General features: G+C 67.0%; 22 protein-coding genes. 13 read left to right on the top strand and 9 right to left on the bottom strand.

Translation table 11 applies throughout. The features are described 5' to 3' along the window. Position 1 precedes the first annotated feature (1 nt). Positions 2-1,123: a DNA-processing protein DprA gene (gene dprA, locus ABMY26_RS22445; RefSeq protein WP_372396855.1), complete on the bottom strand. Its 1,122-nt coding sequence runs from the start codon at positions 1,121-1,123 to the stop codon at positions 2-4. Between the two features lie 637 nt (positions 1,124-1,760). Between dprA and coxB the strand changes: the two genes are divergently transcribed. The 9 genes from coxB (at position 1,761) to ABMY26_RS22400 (ending at position 9,829) form a co-directional block, all read left to right on the top strand. Beyond that, positions 1,761-2,612, top strand: coding sequence for a cytochrome c oxidase subunit II (gene coxB / locus ABMY26_RS22440; protein ID WP_372396854.1), 852 nt, complete (start codon positions 1,761-1,763; stop codon positions 2,610-2,612). A 123-nt stretch (positions 2,613-2,735) separates the two neighbouring features. Continuing rightward, a complete protein-coding gene (gene ctaD / locus ABMY26_RS22435; protein WP_045582099.1) occupies positions 2,736-4,355 on the top strand; it encodes a cytochrome c oxidase subunit I in 1,620 nt (539 codons plus the stop codon). A 121-nt stretch (positions 4,356-4,476) separates the two neighbouring features. Continuing rightward, positions 4,477-5,388, top strand: coding sequence for a heme o synthase (gene cyoE, locus ABMY26_RS22430; protein ID WP_372396853.1), 912 nt, complete (start codon positions 4,477-4,479; stop codon positions 5,386-5,388). Continuing rightward, positions 5,385-5,579, top strand: coding sequence for a hypothetical protein (locus ABMY26_RS22425; RefSeq protein WP_372396852.1), 195 nt, complete (start codon positions 5,385-5,387; stop codon positions 5,577-5,579). The genes cyoE and ABMY26_RS22425 overlap by 4 nt, the downstream gene beginning before the upstream one ends. Continuing rightward, on the top strand, positions 5,579-6,217 hold the full coding sequence (locus ABMY26_RS22420; protein WP_372396851.1) for a cytochrome c oxidase assembly protein: 639 nt from the start codon (positions 5,579-5,581) through the stop codon (positions 6,215-6,217). Before ABMY26_RS22425 ends, ABMY26_RS22420 begins: the two co-directional genes overlap by 1 nt. A 20-nt stretch (positions 6,218-6,237) precedes the next feature. Then, a complete protein-coding gene (locus ABMY26_RS22415) occupies positions 6,238-7,113 on the top strand; it encodes a cytochrome c oxidase subunit 3 (protein ID WP_372396850.1) in 876 nt (291 codons plus the stop codon). A 115-nt stretch (positions 7,114-7,228) separates the two neighbouring features. Beyond that, positions 7,229-7,555 (top strand): DUF983 domain-containing protein, encoded by a 327-nt coding sequence (locus tag ABMY26_RS22410; RefSeq protein ID WP_372396848.1) that lies wholly within the window; start codon positions 7,229-7,231, stop codon positions 7,553-7,555. After that, positions 7,552-8,364 (top strand): SURF1 family protein, encoded by an 813-nt coding sequence (locus ABMY26_RS22405; protein ID WP_372396847.1) that lies wholly within the window; start codon positions 7,552-7,554, stop codon positions 8,362-8,364. The genes ABMY26_RS22410 and ABMY26_RS22405 overlap by 4 nt, the downstream gene beginning before the upstream one ends. After that, the gene (locus ABMY26_RS22400) at positions 8,342-9,829 is read left to right on the top strand and encodes a carboxypeptidase M32 (protein WP_372396846.1); all 1,488 of its coding nucleotides are present in this window, start codon (positions 8,342-8,344) and stop codon (positions 9,827-9,829) included. The genes ABMY26_RS22405 and ABMY26_RS22400 overlap by 23 nt, the downstream gene beginning before the upstream one ends. Before the next feature lie 146 nt (positions 9,830-9,975). On the opposite strand, the gene trpE is transcribed toward ABMY26_RS22400, so the two are convergent. From trpE to ABMY26_RS22370, 6 genes are all read right to left on the bottom strand, one after another. Beyond that, complete coding sequence (gene trpE / locus ABMY26_RS22395) at positions 9,976-11,487, bottom strand: anthranilate synthase component I (RefSeq protein WP_372396845.1); 1,512 nt, start codon at positions 11,485-11,487, stop codon at positions 9,976-9,978. A gap of 50 nt (positions 11,488-11,537) precedes the next feature. After that, positions 11,538-13,418 (bottom strand): SurA N-terminal domain-containing protein, encoded by a 1,881-nt coding sequence (locus ABMY26_RS22390; RefSeq protein WP_372396844.1) that lies wholly within the window; start codon positions 13,416-13,418, stop codon positions 11,538-11,540. Between the two features lie 209 nt (positions 13,419-13,627). Beyond that, the gene (locus tag ABMY26_RS22385) at positions 13,628-13,807 is read right to left on the bottom strand and encodes a CsbD family protein (protein WP_372396843.1); all 180 of its coding nucleotides are present in this window, start codon (positions 13,805-13,807) and stop codon (positions 13,628-13,630) included. A 511-nt stretch (positions 13,808-14,318) separates the two neighbouring features. After that, positions 14,319-14,720 carry a hypothetical protein gene (locus tag ABMY26_RS22380; protein ID WP_372396842.1) on the bottom strand — a complete coding sequence of 134 codons (402 nt, stop codon included), beginning with the start codon at positions 14,718-14,720 and terminating at the stop codon, positions 14,319-14,321. Positions 14,721-15,273: 553 nt separating this feature from the next. After that, positions 15,274-15,537 (bottom strand): hypothetical protein, encoded by a 264-nt coding sequence (locus tag ABMY26_RS22375; protein WP_372396841.1) that lies wholly within the window; start codon positions 15,535-15,537, stop codon positions 15,274-15,276. A 46-nt stretch (positions 15,538-15,583) separates the two neighbouring features. Beyond that, positions 15,584-15,793 (bottom strand): hypothetical protein, encoded by a 210-nt coding sequence (locus ABMY26_RS22370; protein ID WP_372396840.1) that lies wholly within the window; start codon positions 15,791-15,793, stop codon positions 15,584-15,586. A gap of 195 nt (positions 15,794-15,988) precedes the next feature. Here ABMY26_RS22370 and ABMY26_RS22365 point away from each other — a divergent pair, with 195 nt between their 5' ends. Further along, positions 15,989-16,330, top strand: coding sequence for a YnfA family protein (locus ABMY26_RS22365; protein WP_372396839.1), 342 nt, complete (start codon positions 15,989-15,991; stop codon positions 16,328-16,330). On the opposite strand, the gene ABMY26_RS22360 is transcribed toward ABMY26_RS22365, so the two are convergent. Further along, a complete protein-coding gene (locus ABMY26_RS22360; protein ID WP_372396838.1) occupies positions 16,302-16,547 on the bottom strand; it encodes a hypothetical protein in 246 nt (81 codons plus the stop codon). The genes ABMY26_RS22365 and ABMY26_RS22360 overlap by 29 nt on opposite strands. A 595-nt stretch (positions 16,548-17,142) precedes the next feature. On the opposite strand from ABMY26_RS22360, the gene ABMY26_RS22355 reads away from it, so the two are divergent. The 3 genes from ABMY26_RS22355 (at position 17,143) to ABMY26_RS22345 (ending at position 21,588) form a co-directional block, all read left to right on the top strand. Beyond that, positions 17,143-19,365, top strand: a complete 2,223-nt coding sequence (locus ABMY26_RS22355) for a putative bifunctional diguanylate cyclase/phosphodiesterase (protein WP_372396837.1) — start codon at positions 17,143-17,145, stop codon at positions 19,363-19,365. A 125-nt stretch (positions 19,366-19,490) separates the two neighbouring features. Beyond that, positions 19,491-20,513: a Fe(3+) ABC transporter substrate-binding protein gene (locus ABMY26_RS22350; protein WP_372396836.1), complete on the top strand. Its 1,023-nt coding sequence runs from the start codon at positions 19,491-19,493 to the stop codon at positions 20,511-20,513. A 1-nt stretch (position 20,514) separates the two neighbouring features. Beyond that, the gene (locus tag ABMY26_RS22345) at positions 20,515-21,588 is read left to right on the top strand and encodes an ABC transporter ATP-binding protein (RefSeq protein WP_372396835.1); all 1,074 of its coding nucleotides are present in this window, start codon (positions 20,515-20,517) and stop codon (positions 21,586-21,588) included. A gap of 142 nt (positions 21,589-21,730) precedes the next feature. Here ABMY26_RS22345 and ABMY26_RS22340 read toward each other — a convergent pair whose 3' ends face one another. Continuing rightward, on the bottom strand, positions 21,731-23,518 hold the full coding sequence (locus ABMY26_RS22340; protein WP_372396834.1) for an ABC transporter ATP-binding protein: 1,788 nt from the start codon (positions 23,516-23,518) through the stop codon (positions 21,731-21,733). Positions 23,519-23,714 lie beyond the last annotated feature (196 nt).

The following is a 23,714-nucleotide window of genomic DNA, read 5'->3' as shown; positions in this document are numbered from 1 at the left end:
ATCAGGTAAGAGAGACCTGATGACCGGGAAGACGCTGGACTCGGCCGGCAAGCTCAAGTTCCAGAACCACGGTCAGCACCACCGGAGCGGACAATTGGCACCCGCGGACGAGTTCGTCAATGGTGACGGGCGAGGGCCCCAGGTTTTCCAGCACGATGGCGCGGGCCCTGGACAGCTCCGATTCATCGGGTTCCACCGGGCCGGCGGGCCGGAACAGGTCGCGCTCGCGTTCCGACATCGCAGGCGGTCGAAGCCCTTCGATGGCGCGCAGCACGTCGTCCGCCCGCTCGACCAGCGTCGCTCCCTGGCGCAGCAGGTCGTTGGTGCCGTGGCAGCGCGGATCGAGCGGCGAGCCCGGCACCGCCATCACCTCGCGCCCCTGTTCCAGCGCCATCCGCGCGGTGATGAGGGAGCCGGAGCGCAACGCCGCCTCGACCACCAGCACGCCGAGCGACAGGCCGGAGATCAGGCGGTTGCGGCGTGGAAAATGACGGGCCTGCGGCTGGGTGCCGACAGCGCATTCCGCCACCGCCACCCCCTGCGCCAAGATGTCGCGGTATAGCTGCTCGTTCTCCGGCGGATAGACGACATCGATGCCGCCGGCCAGCACGGCGGCGGTTCCACTGCCCAGCGAGCCGGCGTGGGCCGCCGTGTCGATGCCTCGGGCCAGCCCGGACACCACGAGCAGCCCGGCCGTCCCCAGGTCGCGCGCCAGCGATTCGGCGAACTTCTTGGCGTTCAGCGAGGCGTTGCGGGCGCCGACGATGGCGATCGCGCGCCGCTTCAGAAGATAGGCATGGCCGGCGACCGAGATCACCGGGGGTGCATCGTCCACCGCGGCCAGCGGTTCCGGATAGTCCGGCTCGCAGGCGCACAGCAGCCGCGTGCCGAGGCGCCGGTTAGCCTCCATCTCGCGGTCCGCTTCCGCCTTGGATGCGACGCGCAACGGCTTGGCCCGCCCGCCGCGCCGGGCGAGATCCGGCAGGGCGTCCAGCGCCTTGCCGGCGCTGCCATACTGCTCCAGCAGGCGATGAAAGGTGATCGGCCCGACATTCTCCGTCCGGATCAGGCGGAGCCAGTCGAGCCTTTCGGCTTCGGTCAATGGGCGGCGCGGTTGTGTCATGCGCCATGGTTCTACAACCGATTCGGCGGAGCTTTCAACACTCAATCGTATGCCGGCGGGAAGCTTCGCGCACCTGTGGAATACGATGCGTCCGATGCAATTCATGCTCGGGCGCCGGGATTCGAGGGAAGCGGGGAGGGGACTGTGCCTACCACCTTCGCATGTCTGGTCGCAAAGCGCGCGCGCCTCCATGCTCAGGCGGCGGGCCGGTTCCGGAGTCGCGGCCGACGCCAACATGATATTGCGCCATTTCCTCCATTGGTGGCGCTTTGTTTCCTTCCACCATTCGAAGAAACATCCGCTGTTCCAACGGACTGCGGCGGAATGCCGCATGGTTTAACCCCGATCCAGGCTCAACCTCTATTGCCGTGATCCGTGCCAAGCCTGAGGAAAAGTCTATGCGGAGAGTGGGAGAGAGGAAAGGCTTGTAACCCAGCGTGACGGGGGGATAAGCTCCGGCTGCGGGTATATGTCGCGCTAAGATGGCGTGATCCCTGCATAAACCGGCGTTCGCTGACAAACCCAACCATGGACCGCGCAAACAGATCGCGGTACGAATGAACAGGGTGGATGGAGCGCCGGCGGGAAGAGACGACCGCGGGCCATGACGAGCGTCGCGGCTAAGAAGGGGTTGGGGATGAAAAGGCAAAGCCTGTGCGCCGCCGGCCTGGCGGCGGTCCTGTCGATGGTTGGCGCCTGGAACGGCGCGCTGGCGAACGAGCCGCGGCCGTGGGAGATGGGCATGCAGCCCTCCGCCTCGCCGGTGAAGCACCTGATGGGGTCTTTCAACGACCTGCTGACCGTCGTCATCACGCTGATCGTCATCTTCGTCGCCGGGCTGATCGCCTATTGCGTCGTCCGCTTCAATGCGAAGGCGAACCCGGTCCCGTCCAGAACCTCGCACCACACGGTGCTGGAGGTTGCCTGGACCGTGGTGCCGGTGATCATCCTGATCGTGATCGCCGTGCCGTCCTTCAAGCTGCTCTACGCCGCGGAGCGCATTCCGCAGGCCGACATGACCGTCAAGGTGACCGGGCATCAATGGTACTGGGATTATGAGTATCCCGACCATGGCGGCTTCACCTTCTCCAGCTACATGATTCCGGAAGCCGACCTGAAGCCGGGCCAGCGCCGCCTGCTCGAGGTCGACAACCGCGTCGTCGTTCCGGTCAACGCCACCGTGCGGGTGCTGGTCACCGCCGGCGACGTCATCCATTCCTGGGCGATCCCGTCCTTCGGCGTGAAGAAGGACGGCGTGCCCGGCCGCATCAACGAGACCTGGTTCAAGGCCGAACGCGAAGGCGTCTATTACGGCCAGTGCTCGGAAATCTGCGGCACCAACCACGGCTACATGCCGATCGCGGTGGAGGCGGTGTCGAAAGAGGCGTTCGACGCCTGGGTCGCCAAGGCCAAGACCGCTTACGCGCCCGATGCCGCGCCCGCAAGCCGCGACGTGGCGCAGCGTCCGACGGGAACGCTGGTCGAGTGACGGCACATCGCCCCCCGGTAGCGGGCCGGGCGGAGGCACGACGCGACAAGAAGAACCTACCCAGCCGCCGCCCATCCCAGGGACCGGCGCAGGCGGCCAGGGACAGCGACAAAGGGTTGAGACATGGCAAACGCCACACCGGAACATGGGCTTGGTGAGCATGGGCATGAGCACGGGCATGACGACCACCACGTCCCCGGCTTCGTGCAGCGCTGGTTCTATTCGACCAACCACAAGGACATCGGAACGCTCTACCTGATCTTCTCGGTCATCGCCGGGCTGATCGGCGGGCTGTTCTCGGTGATCATGCGGGCGGAACTTCAGTCGCCGGGCCTGCAGTTCGTCGCCGACGGGCAGGTCTGGAACATGCTGATCACCGCCCACGGCCTGATCATGGTGTTCTTCGTGGTCATGCCGGCGCTGATCGGCGGTTTCGGCAACTGGTTCGTCCCGCTCATGATCGGCGCGCCCGACATGGCGTTCCCGCGCATGAACAACATCAGCTTCTGGCTGATCGTGCCGGCCTTCCTGCTGTTGCTGGGTTCGGCCTTCGTCGGCAACGGCGCGGGCACCGGCTGGACGATCTATCCGCCGCTGTCCTCGACGCTGGGGCACAGCGGGCCGTCGGTGGACATGGCGATCTTCGCGCTGCATCTGGCCGGTGCCAGCTCGATCCTGGGCGCGGTGAACTTCATCACCACCATCTTCAACATGCGCGCGCCGGGCATGACGCTGCACAAGATGCCGCTGTTCGTCTGGGCGATGCTGGTGACGGCCTTCCTGCTGCTGCTGGCGGTGCCGGTGCTGGGCGGCGCCATCACCATGCTGCTGACCGACCGCAATTTCGGCACCACCTTCTTCAATCCCGAAGGCGGCGGCGACCCGATCCTGTTCCAGCACCTGTTCTGGTTCTTCGGCCACCCCGAAGTCTACATCATGATCCTGCCGGCCTTCGGCATCATCAGCCACATCGTCTCGACCTTCTCCAAGAAGCCGGTGTTCGGCTATCTCGGCATGGCCTACGCCATGGTCGCCATCGGCGTGGTCGGCTTCGTCGTGTGGGCGCACCACATGTACACGGTCGGGCTGGACGTGAACACCAAGGCCTATTTCACCGCGGCCACCATGATCATCGCGGTGCCGACCGGCGTGAAGATCTTCTCCTGGATCGCCACCATGTGGGGCGGGTCGATCGAATTCCGGGTGCCGATGCTGTGGGCGCTGGGCTTCATCTTCCTGTTCACGGTCGGCGGTGTCACCGGCGTGGTGCTGGCGAACGGCGGTCTCGACAACTACATGCACGACACCTACTACGTGGTTGCGCACTTCCACTATGTGCTGTCGCTGGGTGCGGTGTTCTCGATCTTCGCCGGCTGGTACTACTGGATCGGCAAGATGTCGGGGCGCCAGTATCCGGAGTTCTGGGGCAAGGTCCATTTCTACACGACCTTCATCGGTGTCAACCTGGTGTTCTTCCCGCAACATTTCCTCGGCCTGTCGGGCATGCCACGCCGCATCCCGGACTATCCGGATGCCTTCTGGGGCTGGAACATGGTCTCGTCGCTGGGCGCCTACCTCTCCTTCGCCTCGACGCTGCTGTTCGTCTGGATCGCCTGGAAGACCCTGCGCAGCGGCGAACGGGTGCCGGGCGCCTATTGGGGCCCGGAGGCCGGCACGCTGGAATGGACGGTCAGCTCGCCGCCGCCCTTCCACGCTTTCGAGACGTTGCCCCAGGTGAAGTAGGCATGCTAACGGGCGGGCATCGCACGGAGACAATGCCCGCCACAAGGGACGCCGCCAAAAGGGACGCCGCTACAGGGCGGTCCGGGCGACGGAACCCGGGTTAGACGACAAGGACCAAGCCATGACCGACATGACCAATGACCTGACGCTCGACCACAGGGGAGGGGCGTCGGCCGGCGACTTCATCGAACTGCTGAAACCGCGGGTCATGTCGCTGGTGGTCTTCACCGGTCTTGCCGGCATCGTGCTGGCGCCGGGCCATATCCATCCGTTCCTGGCGGCGGTCGCGGTGCTGTGCATCGCCGTCGGCGCCGGGGCGTCGGGCGCCATCAACATGTGGTACGACCGCGACATCGACGCGGTGATGACCCGTACGGCGAAGCGGCCCATCCCGTCCGGCCGGGTCGAGCCGGCCGAGGCGCTCGGCTTCGGCATCACCCTGTCGGTCCTGTCGGTCGTGGTGATGGGGCTGGCGGTGAACTGGACGGCGGCGGCGCTGCTGGCGCTGACCATCGGCTTCTACGTCCTGGTCTACACCATGTGGCTGAAGCGCAGGACCCCGCAGAACATCGTCATTGGCGGCGCCGCCGGCGCCTTCCCGCCGATGATCGGCTGGGCCGCGGTGACCGGCGGCGTCGATCTGCCCTCGATCCTGCTGTTCCTGCTGATCTTCCTGTGGACGCCGCCGCATTTCTGGGCGCTGGCGCTGTTCCGCAACGGCGACTACACCCGCGCCGGCGTGCCGATGATGCCGGTGGTGGCGGGAGCGGCGGCGACCAAGCGCCAGATGCTGGCCTACACGCTGGTCCTGCTGCCGGTGGCTGCGGCGCCGTTCTTCGTCGGCATCGCCGGTCCGGTCTATCTTGCGGTGTCTCTGGTGCTGGGCCTGATGTTCGTCGCCTGCGCGGTGCGCGTGCTGCGCGCGGCCGGCGACGGGCCGGCCAAGAAGATGTTCGGTTTCTCGATCCTGTATCTGTTCCTGCTGTTCGCCGTGATGATGGCCGAGCGGCTGATCTTCGGAGGATGGGCATGACCGTGATGGAACGCGACGACCTCACCGGCGCCCGGCCGGATTCGGCGAAACGGGATCCGGCAAAGCGGCGGGAGGCGGAGTTGCGGGCGAAGAAGCTGCGCAGCCGCAACCTCGCCGTCCTGGCCGCCCTGCTGGCGTTGGTTGTGCTGTTCTACGCCATCACCCTTGTCCGGATGGGCGGGGCGCACTGATGGCGGGGGGCGACGACAGGCTGCGCCGCCGCAACCGCCGGGTCCTCGGCTCCCTGTTCGGGCTGGTGCTGGGCATGATCGGGCTGACCTATGCGTCGGTCCCGCTCTACAGCCTGTTCTGCGCCGTCACCGGATTCGGCGGCACCACCCAGCGGGCAGAGGCGGCGGCGGCGCGTGTCGTCGACCGCAAGATCGCCATCCGCTTCAACGCCGACACGAACTCGGCGTTGCCCTGGTCGTTCAAGCCGGAGCAGAGGGAACTTGTGCTGAAGCTGGGCGAGACGGGGTTCGCCGCCTACCGGGCGGAAAATCGCGGCGCCAGGCCCACGGTCGGCACCGCCGTCTACAACGTCACGCCCGACAAAGCCGGGGCCTATTTCAACAAGATGCAGTGTTTCTGCTTCACCGAGCAGATCCTGGAGCCCGGCCAGGTCGTGGACATGCCGGTGGTCTTCTTCGTCGACCCGTCGATGGCCGACGATCCCAACATGGACGACGTGACCACCATCACGCTGTCCTACACCTTCTTCCGCGCCAAGGACGGCGAGGCCCGGCTTGCCCAGCAGGCCGCCGTTCCGCCCGTGGCACCGGGGGCCAACAAACAAAAGGCGGAGCCGGGGGCGACCGCCACAAACTAACCATATGGGGTAGTGAGACGATGGCCGACATCACCCACGGGCAAATGCCGCACGCCGAACCGTCAGCCCACGGACCGGGCGCCGGCATCCCGCATCCCTACCATCTGCTGAAGCCCAGCCCGTGGCCGCTGATCGGTGCCTTTTCCGGCGGGCTTCTGGCGACCGGCCTGGTCGTCTTCATGCATGGCGGCGGCAAGCTGCTGATGATCCTGGGCGTGCTTGCCATCCTGGTCACGATGTTCGGCTGGTGGCGGTCGGTGATCCGGGAATCGGTGGTGGAGCATGCCCACACCCCGGTGGTGAAGATCGGCCTGCGCTATGGCATGGCGCTGTTCATCGCCTCCGAGGTCATGTTCTTCGCCGCCTTCTTCTGGGCCTTCTTCCATGCGGCGCTGGAGCCCAAGGTTTCGCCGATCAATCCGGATGCAATCTGGCCGCCGCCGAACGTCCATGTCATCGACCCGTTCGACATGCCCCTGATGATGACGCTGACCCTGCTGCTGTCCGGCGTCACCGTCACCTGGGCGCATCATGCGATCATCGAGGGGCGCAATCGCGAGGCCGCCAAGGCGCTGGGGCTGACCGTCCTGCTGGGTGTGCTGTTCTCCTTCTTCCAGGTCTACGAGTATGTCCACGCCGCCTTCAAGTTCACCGACGGTATCTTCCCGTCGACCTTCTACATGGCGACCGGCTTCCACGGCTTCCATGTGCTGGTCGGCACCATCTTCCTGGCGGTCTGCTGGGTCCGCACGGTTAAGGGGCACTTCACCCCCGGCAGCCATTTCGGCTTCGAGGCGGCGGCGTGGTACTGGCACTTTGTCGACGTGGTGTGGCTGTTCCTGTTCGTGTCGGTCTACTGGTGGGGCGGCCATGGCGGCGTGATCGCCGCCCATTGACGCCACCGCTGGTCGAGCCGTTCCGGCGGCCCATATCCATCCCGGAACGGCCCGAACCGAAGGTGCAGAGCGCGTGAACGAGTATCATCCCACTGTTTCGCCGATGTCCGCTGGCTTGCGTTGCGTTTGCCCGCGCTGCGGCCGGGGGACGCTGTATACCGGCTATCTGACGGTGGCGGAGCGTTGCGGGTCATGCGGCCTGGACTTCTCCCAGGTCGACAGTGGCGACGGGCCGGCGGTGTTCCTGATCTTCATCCTGGGGTTCCTGGTGGTGCCGGTCGCGCTGTGGGTGTCGATGAACGTCGACTGGCCGCTGTGGCTGCATGCCATCGTCTGGAGCATCGTCGTGCTCGGCCTGACGCTGGGCATGCTGCGGCCGGCCAAGGCCTATGTCGTCGCCTTGCAGTATCGTTACCGCCGCAGCGAGGTCGAAAAGGGATGAGTGCCGCGCCGATGGCAGCGGGGGAGCGCCGCCGCTTCCGCCCGTCGCTGGGGGCGACGCTGGTGACGCTGCTGGGGCTGGGGCTGACCATCGGGTTGGGGACCTGGCAGATCGAGCGGCTGCGCTGGAAGACCGAGTTGATCGCCCGGATCGACCGGCAGATGGCTTCGCCGCCGCAGCCGTTGCCGGCGCGCATCGACGACCCGGATGCCTGGGAATTCCGGCCGGTGACCCTGGCCGGCCGTTTCCTGAACGACAAGGAAATGCTGCTGATCGCCCGACCGCAGCAGGGGCAGGTCGGCTATGAGGTTCTGACCCCCTTCCAGCGGGCCGACGGCGGCGGGATCGTACTGGTCAATCGCGGATTCGTGCCGATGGACCGCCGCGATCCGGCGACCCGCGCCGCCGGCCGGGTGGAGGAGGAAACGAACCTGCGCGGAATCGTCCGGCTGCCGCAGCCGGCCGGCCTGTTCCAGCCCGGCAACGGCACCCCCGCCCCGGGGGCGGAGGCTGGATCAGCCGGCGGATCGGTCTGGATGCGGCCCGATCCGCCGTCGATGGCGGCGGCCTTGTCGCTGGCGGACGTGGCGCCGGTGGTGGTGGAGATGCTGCCGGGCCAGACCGCCGGCCGCCCGGCCGCCCCGGACGGCATCCGGCCGCGCGTGGAACTGCCGAACAACCATCTCCAGTATGCCTTGACCTGGTACGGGCTTGCGGCGACGCTCGCCGGGATCTACGTGCTGTCGCAGCGCAAAGGCGCCGACATAGGAACCGACGGACACCCCGATGACCGCATATCAGGATCTTGAGCGCCGCCATGCCCGCATCGCCGCCATCGGCGATGCGCTGGGCATTCTCGGCTGGGACACCCAGACGATCATGCCGGAGGGCGCCAATGACGGCCGTGCCGAGCAGACCGCGACCCTGTCGGTGATCGTGCATGAATTGGCGACCGACCCGCGCATGGCCGACCTGCTGGCCGAGGCAGAGGGTGACGGGAGCCTCGACTCCTGGCAGCGCGCCAACCTGCGCGAGATGCGCCGCCACCATGTCCACGCCACGGCCATCCCCGGCGAACTGGTGGAGGCGACCAGCAAGGCGGTGTCCGTCTGCGAGATGACCTGGCGCGCCGCGCGTGCCGAAGGCGACTTCGCCATGCTGCTGCCCTCGCTGAGCGAGGTGTTGGCCCGCGTCCGCGAGGGGGCGGAGGCGATGGGCGCGGTGATGGGGATCAGCCCCTATGACGCGCTGCTCGACAGCCATGATCCCGGTGCGCGCACCGAGCGCATCGATGCGCTGTTCGCCGATCTGTCGGGCTTCCTGCCGGACCTGATCGGCCGGGTGCTCGACAGGCAGGCGGCATCACCGGCGCCGCTGCTGCCGGACGGGCCGTTCTCCGTCGAGAAGCAGCGCGAGTTGGGCGTGCGGATGATGGAGCGGCTCGGCTTCGATTTCCGCCGCGGCCGGCTGGACGTGTCGCTGCACCCCTTCTGCGGCGGGGCGACCGGCGATGTCCGCATCACCACGCGCTATGACGAGGCGAACTTCACCGATGCGCTGATGGGCGTGCTGCACGAAACCGGCCATGCGCTGTACGAGCAGAACCGTCCGCGCGCGTGGCTGAGCCAGCCGGTCGGCCAGTCGCGCGGCATGGCGGTGCATGAGAGCCAGTCGCTGCTGATGGAAATGCAGGCCTGCCGTTCGCCCGAGTTCATCACCTGGCTCGCCCCGGCGGTGCGCGAGGTTTTCGGCGGGGAGGGACCTGCCTGGGAGGCGGGCAACCTGCGCCGGCTCTACAGCCGGGTGGAGCGTGGATTCATCCGCGTCAACGCCGATGAAGTGACCTATCCGGCCCATATCATCCTGCGCTACCGGTTGGAAAAGGCGCTGATCGGCGGTGATCTGGCGCTGGCCGACCTGCCGGGGGCCTGGAACGACGGCATGGCCGAACTGGTGGGGGTGGTCCCGCCCAACGACCGGTTGGGCTGCCTGCAGGACATCCACTGGCCCGGCGGCGGCTGGGGCTATTTCCCCAGCTATACCCTCGGTGCGATGACCGCCGCGCAGCTGTTCGAGGCGGCGCGCACCGCCGATCCGGAGATCGTTCCCGCCCTGTCGCGCGGCGAGTTTGCGCCCCTGGTGGCGTGGCTGCGGGTGAATGTGCATGAAACCGGCTGCTTCCATGCGTCGGGCGACGAATTGCTGACTGCGGCGACCGGCCGGCCGCTCGATGCGACGGTGTTCAGGCGCCATCTGGAACAGCGGTATCTCTGAACCACCGCTCGCGAGGGGCGTGCGGAAGCCTCTAGCGGGATGCCGCTGGGTATCCTGTTGAGGAAACCGCGAAGAAAGTGGAGCCGTGGACAACAAGAAGGCCGCCCCATGGGGCGGCCTTCTTTATAAGGGACGTTGAGGGCAGCTTATCCCCTTGCGGTGGTCCGCAGCGTCTCTTCCGCGGCGCGGATCAGGGCCATCGATTTGTTGACCGTCTCCTGATACTCGGCCTCGGGGTCGCTGTCGGCGACCACGCCGCCGCCGGCCTGGACATACATCATGCCATCCTTCAGCACCGCGGTGCGCAGCGCGATGCAGGTGTCCATGGCGCCCGACGCGCCGAAATAGCCGATGCAGCCGGCATAAACGCCGCGGCGGGCCTTTTCCAGTTCGTCGATGATCTCCATGGCCCGCACCTTCGGCGCGCCGGACACCGTGCCGGCGGGGAAGCCGGCAACCAGGGCGTCGAGCGCGTCGAACTTCGGATCCAGCTCGCCCTCGACATTGGAGACGATGTGCATGACGTGGCTGTAGAGTTCCACGATCATCTTGGCGGTCACCTTGACGGTGCCGATCCTCGCCACCCGGCCGACGTCGTTGCGGCCGAGATCGAGCAGCATCAGGTGCTCGGCCAGTTCCTTCGGATCGCTCAGCAGGTCGGCGGCCAGCGCCTCGTCCTCCGCCGTGGTGGCGCCGCGCTTGCGGGTGCCGGCGATCGGGCGGACTGTGACCTTGCCGTCGCGCACCCGCACCAGGATCTCGGGGCTGGAGCCGACGACGGTCAGCTCGCCGAAGTCGCAGTGGAACAGGAAGGGCGACGGGTTCAGGCGGCGCAGCGTGCGGTACAGCGCCAGCGGCGAGGGCTTGAAGGGGAAGCGGATGCGCTGGGACGGCACGACCTGGAAGATGTCGCCGGCGCGGATGTACTCCTTCGCCTTCTCCACGATCGCATGATACTCCTCGCGCGTCGTGTTGGAGGTCCAGGCCAGCGGCAGACCGTCCTCGGTGCGCGGCTCGCGCCGGTAGGGCAGGGGGCGTTCCAGGTCGGCCAGCGCGTCGGTCAGCCGTTCGCGGGCATCGGCGTAGGCGCTGGTGGAATCCTTGCCGGCCTTCGGCCAGACCGGCGTCACCAGCGTGATCGAATCGGTATGGCTGTCGAAGATGGCGACGATGCTGGGCCGTGTCAGGATGGCGTCCGGGATGTTCAGCTCGTCTGGATTGTCGTCCGGCAGCCGCTCCATCAGCCGCACCATGTCGTAGGTCATGTAGCCGAACAGGCCGGCGGCCATCGGCGGCAGCTCTGCCGGCAACTCGATGCGGCTTTCGTTGATCAGCGTGCGCAGGGCGTCGAGCGGCGCGGCGTCGAGCGGACGGTAGGCGTCACGGTCGTGCAGGGCGTCGCGGTTGATCTCGGCCTTGTTGCCGCGCGAGCGCCAGACCACGTCCGGCTTGAAGCCGATCACCGAATAGCGGTCGCGCCGCGACCCCGCCCCGCGCTCCGCCGATTCGAGCAGGAAGCCGAAGGGGCGGCCGTCGGCCAGCTTCATGTAGGCGGAGACCGGGGTCTCCAGGTCGCTGACCAGCGTGGTCCATACCACCTGCGGCCGACCGGCGGCGTAAGCGGCATCGAAGGCGGTGGTATCGGGCTGGACCTTCACGGCACGGGACCTCTTGTTTCCCCTGGCCTCGGCGTCGATGCGCCGGAGCCTCAGTTGCTGGCGAAGAACTGGTCGATGCGCTGGCGGTGGATCTGCACCGGGTACTTGTCGCGCAGGGCGTTGGTGAACTCGGCCACCAGATCGTTCTCCATGCCCTGTTCGACCGAGGCACGGACCGGCGCCAGATCGGCGTCGGCGGCCTTGGGATCGGCCGGGACGATCTCCTTCAGGCGGGCGACGACCTGGGCGTCGGCGGTGGAGCCGTCGACCACCTCGTTCGGCTTGGCGGCGAACAGCTTGACGACCATCTCGGCCGGCAGTCCTTCGACCGACTGAGCGTCGCGGGTGAAGGGGGTGGTCATGGCGAAGCTGGCGCCGGCCGCGGTGGCGACGTCCTGCGCCGCCGCCTCCGCCCCCTGCCTCAGGCGGTCGGCGATCTCCTGCGCCTTCTTGGCGGCGCGGTCGGCGCGCTGTTCCTGCTGCCAGTCGGCGACGACCTGATCGCGCACGTCGGCCAGTGGACGGACGGCGGCGGGGATCACGCTGTCGACGCGGACGGCGATGAAGTTGCTGCCCTCGCCTTCGGTCAGGTTGGAGGCCGCGCCCGTCCGCAGTTGGAACGCGTTGGCGAGCTGCGCCTTCAGGCCCGGCAGGTCGGGGGCGGCATCCTTGCCGTCCGGCGCCTTGCCGGTGCTGTCGATGGCGGCGACCTTGGTCAGGGCCAGGCCCTGCGCCTGCGCCACCTCGTCAAGAGACGCGCCGCTGGCGAGCTGGTCCTCGACCCGGTTGGCGATGGAGAAGACGGAATCGAGCGCCTGCTCCTTCTTCAGCTCTTCGGCCAACTGGTCGCGCACATCCTCGAAGCTCCTGGTCGTAGCCGGGGTCATGCCGGTGACGGCCATGACGTGCCAGCCGAGCGCGCTCTTCACCGCGTCGGAGGTCTTGCCCGTTTCCAGCGCGAAGGCGGCGTCGCCGATCTCCGGCAGGTCGGTGCGGGCGATGTTGTCGAGCGTCACCGGCTCCACGCCCGCCTCCTTGGCGGCCTCGTCCAGCCCCTTGGTCTTGGCGGCCTCGGCGATTTGCTTCGCTTTGGCTTCGTCGTCGATGACCACCATCTGCACGGTGCGCTTCTCGGGAGCGCCGAACTCGCTCGCGCGTTCCTCATAGGCCTTGCGCAGCTGTGCCTCGTCGATCTTGATGTCCTTGGCCAGCGCGTCGGGCGACAGCCGGGCCACCGTCAGGGCGCGGTATTCCGGCGCGGTGAAGCGGACCTGATGGTCGTCGTAGGCCTGCTTGATCGCCGCATCGTCCGGCACGCCGACATCGCCGATGGAGGCGTTGGGCAGGGTCACCACCTCCGCCACACGCTTTTCGCCGCGGTAGCGGTAGAGATCCTGAACCAGCGGCGCCGGCGGCGTCACCGCCGCGGCGACGGCACCGGCCACCAGCTGGCGCGCCGTCTCGCGCTGGATCATCGCGACGTAGCCGTCTTCGGTCAGCTGGCTGTTGCGCAGTACCGAGCGGAAGATGTTCGGGTCGAACTGGCCCTGCTGGTTGCGGAAGGACGGTTCGTCGGCGATGCGCAGCTTGATCACCTCCTGCCCGACGGAGATGCCCATGTCGGATGCCGCGAGGTCGAACAGGGTGCGCTGGATCAGCGATTGCAGCGACTGTTCCAGCAGGCCGAAGCGCTTGGCCTGTTCGGCGGTCAGGTTGCCGCCCAGCATCGGGCGCAGCCGTTCCATCTGGCGGCGGAATTCCTGGTCCAGCGCCTGCTGCCCGATCTCCACCTTGCCGACTTCGGCTACGGTGGTCGGAGTGGAGGAGCGGAACACGTCGCCGATACCCCATACGCCGAAGCTGAGGATCAACAGCACGAACAGGATCTTGACGACCCAGGAGCCGGCGAAATTGCGGATGAACTGGAGCATGGGACCCTAAACTGAGCGCGTCGTTCGGCCATCCGGCCAGGGCGGCGCATCATAGATAGGGGACGGTGGGGCGGCAACAGCCCTTTTCCACACGCTGCCTGCAAGTGGCGGATGCGGTTGGTGCGCGGACCCTGCGGCCGGTCGCGGAAATGGGAACGCCCCGGTCCGCGGCGAACGCGGCACCGGGGCGTTCCCAGGAATCCATGCTGTTACTTCAGCGCGTCGCGTGCGGCATCCTTGGCGCCGCCGACGGTGTTCTGGACCTTGCCGGCGGCCTTCTCGGCGCGGCCCTCGGCCTCGGTCTTGGTGTCGCCGGTCACCTTGCCGACAGTCTCCTTGACGGAACCCTTGAGGGAGCGGGCAGCGCCTTCGATCCGGTCCTTGTCCATGATGGCAACCTCCGTGACGTTGAGTATGCTCTGACAACGCTGCGGGCAGCGAAAGGTTTCATTAAAGATCGTCCATGGAGCGGACCGGCGGTCTGCAGGCGTCACGCCTGCCGCGGTCCGTCGATACCGCGTTCCGCCCGGCGCGGGGCGGACGGCACTTTGACGACGGGCGGGCTGGACGCGCAGCCGGCCAGCAGCAAGAGAGCGATCGGGTCCTCTCCTCGACAGTCTTTAGGTTGGGCTTGGAGCGTGGGGCGAGCGCCTTCAGCGCCCGCGCATCGGCCGCCGACTTCGCCGCGGTGGCCTTGTCCTGCCAGTCCATGACGAGCATGGCGGACTCCTTTCTGGCATGAAAAAAAGCCCGCGACCAAGGTGGCGCGGGCAAAAAGGAAAAGCCGCCGGGCTGGATGCCGGGCGGCTGAGTAAACCAAACTGTGGGCGCCGTGCATGTGGCGCCCACCAATTAGGTTTTAATGCCTTTTTCTGTGGCGAGCTGTCAGCCGAGCCAGCCTCAATTCACAAGGTCGTAGCCCATCCGCACACCGCCAGCACCGGAATCAGTGCTGGAGACAACAGACAACGATACCCCTGCCGGTAGATTGATCGGATAAGGCATTGCGGCATTCACTGGATTGGAAGGAAACGAAGTCACGTAAAATGGGGTAACTTTGCTGGAGTTTGGATAGGTGGCGACCAATGAAAGGCTCAGGCCTCCGCTGGCCCAAAACTGTAGAGACTTGATATTTATACCTCCTGTATTCTGATTTGCGCTAACAATCGTTGCGGTCTGGCTCGTGGTGAGATTGGTCTCATAGCCATTTTTTCCAATCCGCACCTCTTCGGCTCCAGCATGCCCTGCGCCGAAGCTCAGGATCCCACACAGCAGGCCGGCGATAAGCATGGAGAACTTCATGTCTGCCTCCCAATAAGAGAATAGGTTCTAAAACCTATCAGCATATGAGGTGGCCGTGGGATATTTCTGAAAATTCTTGAGTTTCACCAATCATAACAACTGCATCGCCCTTGCTCGCCGGTCCGCGCCACGCGGACCGGATGCTCGCTCTCGAACAGGAAAGGGGTGGGTTCGGTACTCATGTAAGGATGCCCCCTTTCGGCCATGAAAAAGCCCGCGACCGGGGTGGCGCGGGCGGGTTGCCGTGGTATCGTCGATGGGTCTGTTGAGGGCGGAAGACCCAGCCGCCGCACTTTCCCGCAAGGGCGAGTTGAGGGCTTGACCCAAGAGATCCGTAATGGGGCACGGCTCAGACAGTGACCGCCGGACGATTGGGCAAATAGCGCAGCCGGCTCGCCGATCCCGCCCTGACAGCGGGTACGGAATATGAGGTGGGGTGGCGTCACCTCCCGGCGGTCACATCGAAGCAAGGACTCATGCCAGAATAACCATACGATGTGATGCTTCTGATTGACTTGCTGGCACTGAGGTTCCATCGCATCAAGCAGCGCAGTCATTTTGGCACGCCCCTTAGCCGGCGCTGGGTGGCGAGTGTCAAGGCATGGTGGCTGATCCGGTCGCGGAACTCGCGGTCGATCCGGCTGTAGGCGCTGTAGGCCAGCCGCACAGCTGCCGGGGAGCGGTTTTTCAGGGCTTCGTGCAGGGCGTCGCGCAGCGTCCGCAATTCGAGGATGCCGGGGACGAAGGCCATCTCGACAGCTTCCGCCAGGATTTCGACGGAGCACAATGTCGCCTCGTCGTCCAGGAGAACTCTCATGGGGATGCTCCGGCAGAGGGACCGGCAGAAGGGCCGGCGTCGGCGGTCAGGAGCCGAGCAGGTCGAAAACCGCCGTCAGGCAGCGGCGGCGGGTCCGGCACTCCTCGCATTGGCTGTCAGCCTGGCAATGCTGCCGCCGCCAAGCCTCCAATTCCCGGTAGAGGACATGCTTCTTGTCGTCCGAGATCACGTCTGTGGCCCGGATCGTCTCAAAGGCATCCTGCATTGGGTTGGCCGCGTCCAACAACATCGCCATGAACCTCCCGTTGACGCGAAATCTATGCCGCGCCACAGCCTAAGTCCATGAACGGACTGTAATAGCACGGCGGCAAATTGAAACGAGCTGTGGCGGCTTTCGGCGGGCGATCCGTTCACGGTCGGCCGTTGACTGCCGGCGGCACGGGCCGCAGCATCCCTCGAAACCGGGGCGAGGAATGGCGAAGGGGGCGGCATGGAGCGGGCGGTGTGGCCGACGCTGGTCTTGTACGGTGCGGCGGCGCTGGCGGAGATCGCCGGCTGTTTCGCCTTCTGGGCGTGGGCGCGGCTGGGGCGGAGCCTGTGGTGGACGATGCCGGGCGTCGCCAGCCTCTGCCTGTTCGCCTGGCTGCTGACCCGCGCCGACGCCGATTTCGCCGGGCGGGCCTATGCGGCCTATGGCGGGGTCTACATCGCCGCGTCGCTGCTGTGGCTGTGGCTGGTCGAAGGCGCGCGGCCGGACCGCTGGGATACGGCCGGTGCGCTGGTCTGCCTCGCCGGGGCGGCGCTTATCCTGGCAGGGCCCCGGGGCAGTTGAAGGGCGGCGGCACCGGCCGGCCGACCCACTGCCGGAGCGCCGGGCCGTTCACCAGCACCAGCCGTCCGCCGTCGAGCCGCAGATAGGCACCGACGCGCACCCGTCGTCGCAGGATGTCGTCGTTGAGCATGATCTGGGCATCGGCCAGGGACAGTGGATCCCCCTGGTAGTACGCACCGCCGTCGGCATGGCGGATCTGGCTGAATGCGGTGGTCATGTCAGGATGCTCCCTCTTCTTCTTCAACCGCGGACTGCAGGCGGACCCGGATGCGTGGCGTCGATGCGCGCCAGCCGCGGTTGTTGTTGCGGCCGTTACCGGATGAACGCCGGAAGCGTCCGGTTTATTCCTCCATCGAATGCGGCAGAGTTGGTTTTCGTTGGGTCTGGCCGGTGCGGGGCGGCGGATTCCCGGAGAGCGACGGTTTCGCGAATATCCTGCGGGGGACGCCGCCGCCGGTCCAGTTCCGATGCGTGCATGCTACCGAATTGCCGTGGCCGGCACGCGCAAAAGCTGTAGGGGTGCCGGTCGGTGGCGGCCGATTATTCCCAGGTCCGGTGCGGCGCATTGAACCATGTCAATCGCACATCCGGCATGAACCGTTAGAGTGCCCAACACATCATGGTTCCATCAGGAAAATACAGCCGTCCCGCAACACCGGCGGACATTGGAAAAGATGTGGAAGGAAGACATAATGCTTCCGACTGGAATGAAATAATTGCTGCCGGGCAACCGGCAGTGGCTGCGAAGGGTCGGCCCGTCGGGCCGGACAGAGAAAACGGATTGTCTCGTGAACCTACAACCGGCGGATCAGATGAACGGTTCCGACAGCAGCGGTTCCGGCGGAAAGGGATCCGGCGGAAAAGGATCGGATGGAGCGGAAACCTGGGGGGCCGGTAGCGGCGGCCTGCCACGGGATCCGGCATTCCTGGCGTCGCTCGCTTCCAGCCTTCTCGACCATGGCGACATGGCGCTGGTGTATGTCGACCGCGCCGGGATATGCCGCCACGCGGACCGGCGTTTCGCCGCCGCCCTCGACCGCAACCCGGCGGATCTGGCCGGCCATGCGCTGGGGGCTCTCGACCATCCGGTGGCGGCGGCCATCGCGGCGGCCATCGCGGCGGTGGGCGATGCGCCCGCACCGTCGACGGCCCCGGTCGATTGCCGGACGCTCGGCTGCGACGGCCGGCTTTCCTTCCTGAGCGGCAGCGTGCTGGTCCACCGCGACGGGGCGGGGGCGGCGCTCGGCTATCTCGGAGCCTTCCACGAGACGGGCGATCCCGACCGTATCGCCGAGTTCGTGACCTGCCGCGACAGCTTCGTGGCGACGCTGCTGGATGCGGCGGTGGACGGGATCATCATCTCCGGCCGCGACGGCATCATCCGCTCCGTCAATCGCGCCTGCTCCCGCCTGTTCGGCTATGAGGAGGGCGAATTGCTGGGGCGGAACATGGCCATGCTGATGCCGCCGCCCTTCTCGCGCGACCATGGGCGCTACATCGACAGCTATCTGAAGACCAGCCGGGCCAAGATCATCGGCATCGGCCGCGACACGCTGGGCCAGCGCAAGGACGGCACCGTCTTCCCCATGCATCTCAGCGTCGGCGAGGCGCGGATGGGTGCGGAGGTGACCTTCGTCGGCATCATCCGCGACATCTCCGAACGCCTGGCGGCGGAACAGCGCGCCTCATACCTGGCGCGTCACGACCCGCTGACCGGGGTGCTTACCCGCACCGCCTTCCTGGAGGAATGCGAGGCGCTGTTCGCCGGCCAGCGCGCCGGACAGCAGGCCGGCCAGGATGCCGACCAAAATGCTGGGGAAACGGCGCCGGAGACACTGTTCGCGCTCTTCACGCTCGACGTCGACCAGTTCAGCGACATCAACGAGGTGTTCGGCTTCCATGTCGGCGACGCGGCGCTGAAGGCGATGGTCAGCCGGGTGACGGAGGTGCTGCCGCCCAACACCATCGTCTGCCGCATCGCGGCGGACGAGTTCGCTGCGCTCTCGCGGGTCGCCGACGGCGAGCATGCGCACAGGCTGGCCGATGTCCTGCACGACCGGCTGACCGCATCGATCTACGCCGACCGGCATTGGGTGCGGCTGCGGCTGTCGATCGGGGCGGCGGTGGAGGACGAGACCGTCCATACGCTCGAGGATCTGAACGCCAAGGCGAAGCTGGCCCTGCAGGCGGTGCAGCACAATGGCGGCAATGCCGTCTGCTTCTACACGCCGGAGATGGCCGCGGCGGCGACGCGGCGGATGATGCTGACCATGCATCTGGCCCACGCCATCGAGCGGAACGAGCTGCATCTGGTCTACCAGCCGATCGTCGACAAGGACGGCCGCCTGCGGTCGGCCGAGGCGCTGCTGCGCTGGAACCATCATGCGCTGGGCGCCGTCTCGCCCGGCGAGTTCATTCCGGTCGCGGAGGAAAGCGGCCTGATCGTGCCGATCACCGACTGGGTCCTGACGACCGCCGTCGCCCAGATGGCACGGTGGGAAGCCGAGGGCGTGCTGCCGGACCGGGTGTTCCTCAACATCTCCGGCCAGCAGTTCCTGCGCGGCAACCTGACCCTGCGGCTGGAGGAACTGCTGGCCGGGCACCCGTCCCTGCGCAGCCATCTCGGGCTGGAGATCACCGAGCAGGCGGCGGTGCGCGACCTGAAGGTGGCGGTGCGCACGCTGGGCGAGTTGGCCGATCTCGGCATCCAGGCGGCCATCGACGATTTCGGCTCCGGCTATTCGTCGCTCAGCTACGTGCAGCAGCTGCCGGTGGCGAAGCTGAAGATCGACCGCGCCTTCGTCATCGACGTGCCGGAGAACCCCAAGAGCAATGCGCTGGTCCGTGCCGCCGTCGGCATGGCGCACGGGTTGGGGCTGGTCACCGTCGCGGAAGGGGTGGAGACGGTCGAGCAGCGCGACTTCCTGGTGTCGGTCGGCTGCGACATGATGCAGGGCTATCTGTTCGGCCGCCCGATGATGCCGGAGGCGCTGGCCGACATGGTGCGGAGGCAGACGGTGGTGGCCTTGGAATGATGTGTCGCCGCTGCGGACATTTCCGTCGTTCCGGTCCTTGGGGAGAATCCCATCTCGACAGGTTCTCCTGCAACTGATATCCATTCTCATGGATTTGAGAGTCATTCGCAGTCTGGGAGTAATGGATGTTCATCGACAAGTTCGCGGGGATCGCCTTCGCCGTTGGTGCCTTGACCGCTTTTTCCGTTCAGGCTCAGGAAGTCAACGTCTACAACTCGCGCCATTACAACACCGATCGCGCGATCTATGAGACTTTCACCAAGGCGACTGGGATCAAGGTCAACATCATCGAGGGCAACCACGATGAACTGATCCAGCGCATGAAGTCGGAGGGCGCCAGCAGCCCAGCCGATCTGCTGATCACCGTCGATGCCAGCCGTCTGGCTGCCGCGGCCAAGGAAGGGCTGCTGGCGCCGGTCAACTCGCCGGTGCTGGAAGCGATCAAGGTTCCCGCCAACCTGCGCGATCCGAACGGTGCCTGGTGGGGCCTGTCCACCCGCGCCCGCATCATCGTCTATGCCCGCGACCGGGTGAAGCCGGAGCAGATCCGGAATTACGAGGATTTGGCCAAGCCGGAGTGGAAGCAGCGCGTGCTGACCCGCAGCGGTACCCATCCCTACAGCCTGGCGCTCACCGCCTCGATGATCGATGCCGTCGGCGAAGAGAAGACCGAAGCGTGGGTGAAGGGGCTGGTAGCCAACCTCGCCCGTCCGCCGCAGGGCGGCGACACCGACCAGATCAAGGCGGTGGCGGTGGGCGAAGGCGACGTCGCCATCGCCAACACCTATTATGTCGGCAAGCTGATCACCTCGGCCAAGCAGGAGGACCGCGAGGTCGCGGCCAAGGTCGGCGTGATCTTCCCCAACCAGGACAACCGCGGCACCCACGTCAACCTCAGCGGCGCCGGCGTGGTGAAGACCTCCAAGAACCAGGAGAACGCCCGCAAGCTGCTGGAATACCTGCTGAGCCCGGAGGCGCAGCGCCAGTTCGCCGACGGCAACATGGAATATCCGGTGAACCCGGCGATCCAGCCGCATCCGGAACTGGTGAAGTTCGGCGACTTCAAGCATGCCGACGTCAACGCCGCCGCCTTCGCCGCCTACACCCCGCAGGCGCTGCGCATCATGGACCGTGCCGGCTGGAAGTAAGATGACCGACGCCCCGTTCTCCTCTCCGGCCCCCTCCGTCATCCTGTCGGGCATCACCCATCGCTACGGGCGGCTGACCGCGGTCGACGACGTGTCGCTGTCGGTCGCCCCGCGCGAGGTGGTGTGCATCGTCGGCCCGTCCGGCTGCGGCAAGTCGACGCTGCTGCGTCTGATCAGCGGGCTGGAGACGGTGCAGGCCGGCACGATCACCGTGGACGGGGCGCCGCTTGCCACCGCCGACCGCTCGCTGCCGCCGGAAAGGCGGCCGGTCGGCATGATGTTCCAGGACTTCGCGCTGTTCCCGCACCTGACGGTCGCCGGCAACATCGCCTTCGGCCAGACCGACCGGCCGCGTGCCGAGCGCAAGCGCCGGGTGGCCGAGCTGCTGGAGACCATGGCGCTGACCCGCTATGCCGATGTCTACCCGCACACCCTGTCGGGCGGCCAGCAGCAGCGGGTGGCGCTGGCCCGCGCCATGGCGCGCGACCCCAAGGTGCTGCTGCTGGACGAGCCCTTCTCGGCGCTCGACGAGCAGCTTCGCCGGTCGGTGCGGGAGGAAGTGGTGCGGATCATCCGCGCCACCGGGGTCGCCACCATCGTCGTCACCCACGATCCGGAGGAGGCGATGGAGATGGGCAACCGCGTGGTGGTGATGGAGGCCGGCCGCGTGATCCAGGCCGACACGCCGGTCACTCTCTACAAACGTCCGGCCAACAGCTTCGTCGCCCGCCTGTTCGGCGAGGTCAACCGCTTCCAATCGACGGTGCGCGACGGCCGGATCGTCACCCCGCTCGGGTTGATCCAGGCACCGCACCTGCCTGGCGGCACCCGGGTCGAGGTCGCCTGCCGGGTCGAGGATCTGGAGCTGGTGCCGCTCGGCGCCCGTCCGGACGCCGTGCCGGTCCGCGTGCGGCATTCCAGCTTCCTCGGCTCCGCCACCCGTGTGTGCCTGGATTTGCCGGGCGGTGCGCCGGAGATCCACGCCCGCCTGCCTGGGCATGTCGACGTCCATGCCGGACAGGAACTGTCCGCCGCGATGGCGGCGGAACGGGTGATGGTGTTCCCGGCGGAGTGAGGGCGGAGTGTTACAGGGTTAGCCCCCCACCTAACCTCCCCCGCTGGGCGGGGAGGGACTGCCGCCGCTCTCCCGCTTCAGCACCTGTTCCCTCCCCCGCCCAGCGGGGGAGGGTTAGGGTGGGGGCATTCGGGGCCGGACCTCACACCCCCGCCTGCACCTCGTCCTCGCCGAACTGCAGCCGGCACAGCCGCGCATAGGCGCCGTTGGCGGCCAGCAGCGCCTCGTGCGTGCCCTGCTCGATGATCCTCCCGCCTTCCATCACGACGATGCGGTCGGCATTGCGCACGGTCGCCAGCCGATGTGCGATCACCAGGGTGGTCCGCCCCGCGGTCAGCCGCTCCAGCGCCGCCTGCACCAACCGTTCCGATTCGCTGTCCAGCGCGCTGGTCGCCTCGTCCAGCAGCAGAATCGGCGCATCCTTCAGGAAGGCGCGGGCGAGCGCCAGGCGCTGGCGCTCGCCGCCCGACAGCTTGACGCCGCGGTCGCCGATCACCGTGTCGTAGCCCTCCGGCAGCTTCGAGACGAACTCGTGGGCGGCGGCGGCCTTGGCGGCGGAGATTACATCCTCCATTCCGGCGTCGAGCCGGCCGAAACAGATGTTCGCCCGCACCGTGTCGTTGAACAGGACGGTGTCCTGGCTGACGATCGACACGGCGCCGCGCAGGCTGCGCAGGGTGGCCCCGCGCACGTCCTGGCCGTCGATCAGCACCTCGCCGCCGGTCACGTCGTAAAGGCGCGGGATCAGGTTGAAGACGGTCGATTTTCCGGCGCCGCTGCGCCCGACCAACGCCACCGTGCTGCCGGCCGGAACGTCGAGGTCGATGCTCTTCAGCGTCTCCGCCCCGGTCTCGTAGGCGAAGCGGACCCCGCGGAGGGCGACCGCGCCCGTGCTGACGGCCAGCGGCCTGGCGTCCGGGCTTTCGAGGATGGTCGGCTGCTGGTCGAGCAGTTCGAAGATGCGCTGGGCGGCGGCCAGCCCCTCCTGCAAGGCCGCGTTCAGCGTGCCGATGGCGCGCACCGGCTGGGCCGCCATCAGCAGCGCGCCGACGAAGCCGGAGAAGGCGCCGACCGACCCCTCGCCCAGCGTCATCCGGTAGCCGGCGAAGGCGATCACCCCCGCCACCGCGACGCCGCCCAGCACCTCCATCATCGGGTCGATGCGCGAGCGGGCGCGCACCGCCTTCATGGTCAGCAGGTAATTGTCGTGGAAGGCGCGGCCGGCGCGGGCGCGCTCATAGTCCTCCAGGCTGTAGGTCTTGACCATGCGCGCGCCCGACAGGCTCTCGGTCAGCAGCGAGGTCATGTCGCCCATCTGCGCCTGGGTGTCGCGCGACACGCGGCGCAGCCGCTTGCCGATGCGGACGATGGGAACCGCGGCGATCGGGTAGATGATGAAGACGATCAGCGACAGCAGCCAGTCGAGATAGAACATCGACCCGACCAGCGCGATCACCGTCAGGATGTCGCGCACCAGCCCGGTCAGCGTGCGGGACAGCGCGTTGCGGATCAGGTCGACGTCGTTGATGAAGCGCGAGGTCAGCGACCCGGTCGGGGTGGCGTGCAGTTGCGCCATGTCGGCGCTCTGCAGATGGGCGAACATCGACAGGCGGATGTCGGCGATGATGCGCTGGACGATGTCGCTGGTCACCACCGTCTGCGAATAGAGCGACGCCCCCTTGATCACCGTCACCGCGACGATGGCCAGCGGAATCGCCAGCAGCATGCCGCGGTCCTGGGCGGAGAACATGGCGTAGGATTGGTCGATCAGCAGCGGATAGGCGCCGGTCGTCGCCGCCACCACCGCCATCAGCAGGAAGGACAGCATCAGCTTGCCGCGATAGGGCCGCACCCACTCGCGCCACATCCGGCCCGCCAGTCGTTCGGTCGCCGCATCGAGGCGCAGGGGCTTGCCGCTCTTGTTCGTCACGGTCGCATCCGATCTCTTGTCCGTTGCCGATGGCTTAGCCCATGGGCTTCGGTCTTGTCCACCGGTCGGAGCTGACGCCGCCCGGCGGGGCATATGAGGCCGGGCCTATGCGTCGGGCTACAGGCTTCCTTTACCCGTTCGTGCGATGTTCGGGACCAAGGGGGCGGCGAACGTTCCGGCATCGGGAAGGAGATCG

It is taken from the genome of Azospirillum sp. HJ39 (genome assembly GCF_041507355.1).
In the GTDB taxonomy this organism is placed as follows: Bacteria; Pseudomonadota; Alphaproteobacteria; order Azospirillales; family Azospirillaceae; genus Azospirillum; species Azospirillum thiophilum.
The sequence above is the reverse complement of the archived record's forward strand: the minus strand, read 5'-3'. Positions and strand labels throughout refer to the sequence as shown.

Coding starts and splice junctions, on each gene's coding strand:
- coxB (WP_372396854.1), top strand. CDS start 1,761: ATGAAAAGGCAAAGCCTGTGCGCCGCCGGCCTGGCGGCGGTCCTGTCG.
- ABMY26_RS22360 (WP_372396838.1), bottom strand. CDS start 16,547: ATGACCACCGCATTCAGCCAGATCCGCCATGCCGACGGCGGTGCGTAC.
- ABMY26_RS22375 (WP_372396841.1), bottom strand. CDS start 15,537: ATGAGAGTTCTCCTGGACGACGAGGCGACATTGTGCTCCGTCGAAATC.
- ABMY26_RS22345 (WP_372396835.1), top strand. CDS start 20,515: ATGACCGACGCCCCGTTCTCCTCTCCGGCCCCCTCCGTCATCCTGTCG.
- ABMY26_RS22365 (WP_372396839.1), top strand. CDS start 15,989: ATGGAGCGGGCGGTGTGGCCGACGCTGGTCTTGTACGGTGCGGCGGCG.
- ABMY26_RS22380 (WP_372396842.1), bottom strand. CDS start 14,720: ATGAAGTTCTCCATGCTTATCGCCGGCCTGCTGTGTGGGATCCTGAGC.
- dprA (WP_372396855.1), bottom strand. CDS start 1,123: ATGACACAACCGCGCCGCCCATTGACCGAAGCCGAAAGGCTCGACTGG.
- ABMY26_RS22350 (WP_372396836.1), top strand. CDS start 19,491: ATGTTCATCGACAAGTTCGCGGGGATCGCCTTCGCCGTTGGTGCCTTG.
- ABMY26_RS22420 (WP_372396851.1), top strand. CDS start 5,579: ATGGCGGGGGGCGACGACAGGCTGCGCCGCCGCAACCGCCGGGTCCTC.
- ctaD (WP_045582099.1), top strand. CDS start 2,736: ATGGCAAACGCCACACCGGAACATGGGCTTGGTGAGCATGGGCATGAG.
- ABMY26_RS22405 (WP_372396847.1), top strand. CDS start 7,552: ATGAGTGCCGCGCCGATGGCAGCGGGGGAGCGCCGCCGCTTCCGCCCG.
- cyoE (WP_372396853.1), top strand. CDS start 4,477: ATGACCGACATGACCAATGACCTGACGCTCGACCACAGGGGAGGGGCG.
- ABMY26_RS22370 (WP_372396840.1), bottom strand. CDS start 15,793: ATGGCGATGTTGTTGGACGCGGCCAACCCAATGCAGGATGCCTTTGAG.
- ABMY26_RS22385 (WP_372396843.1), bottom strand. CDS start 13,807: ATGGACAAGGACCGGATCGAAGGCGCTGCCCGCTCCCTCAAGGGTTCC.
- ABMY26_RS22390 (WP_372396844.1), bottom strand. CDS start 13,418: ATGCTCCAGTTCATCCGCAATTTCGCCGGCTCCTGGGTCGTCAAGATC.
- ABMY26_RS22425 (WP_372396852.1), top strand. CDS start 5,385: ATGACCGTGATGGAACGCGACGACCTCACCGGCGCCCGGCCGGATTCG.
- ABMY26_RS22355 (WP_372396837.1), top strand. CDS start 17,143: ATGAACGGTTCCGACAGCAGCGGTTCCGGCGGAAAGGGATCCGGCGGA.
- ABMY26_RS22415 (WP_372396850.1), top strand. CDS start 6,238: ATGGCCGACATCACCCACGGGCAAATGCCGCACGCCGAACCGTCAGCC.
- ABMY26_RS22400 (WP_372396846.1), top strand. CDS start 8,342: ATGACCGCATATCAGGATCTTGAGCGCCGCCATGCCCGCATCGCCGCC.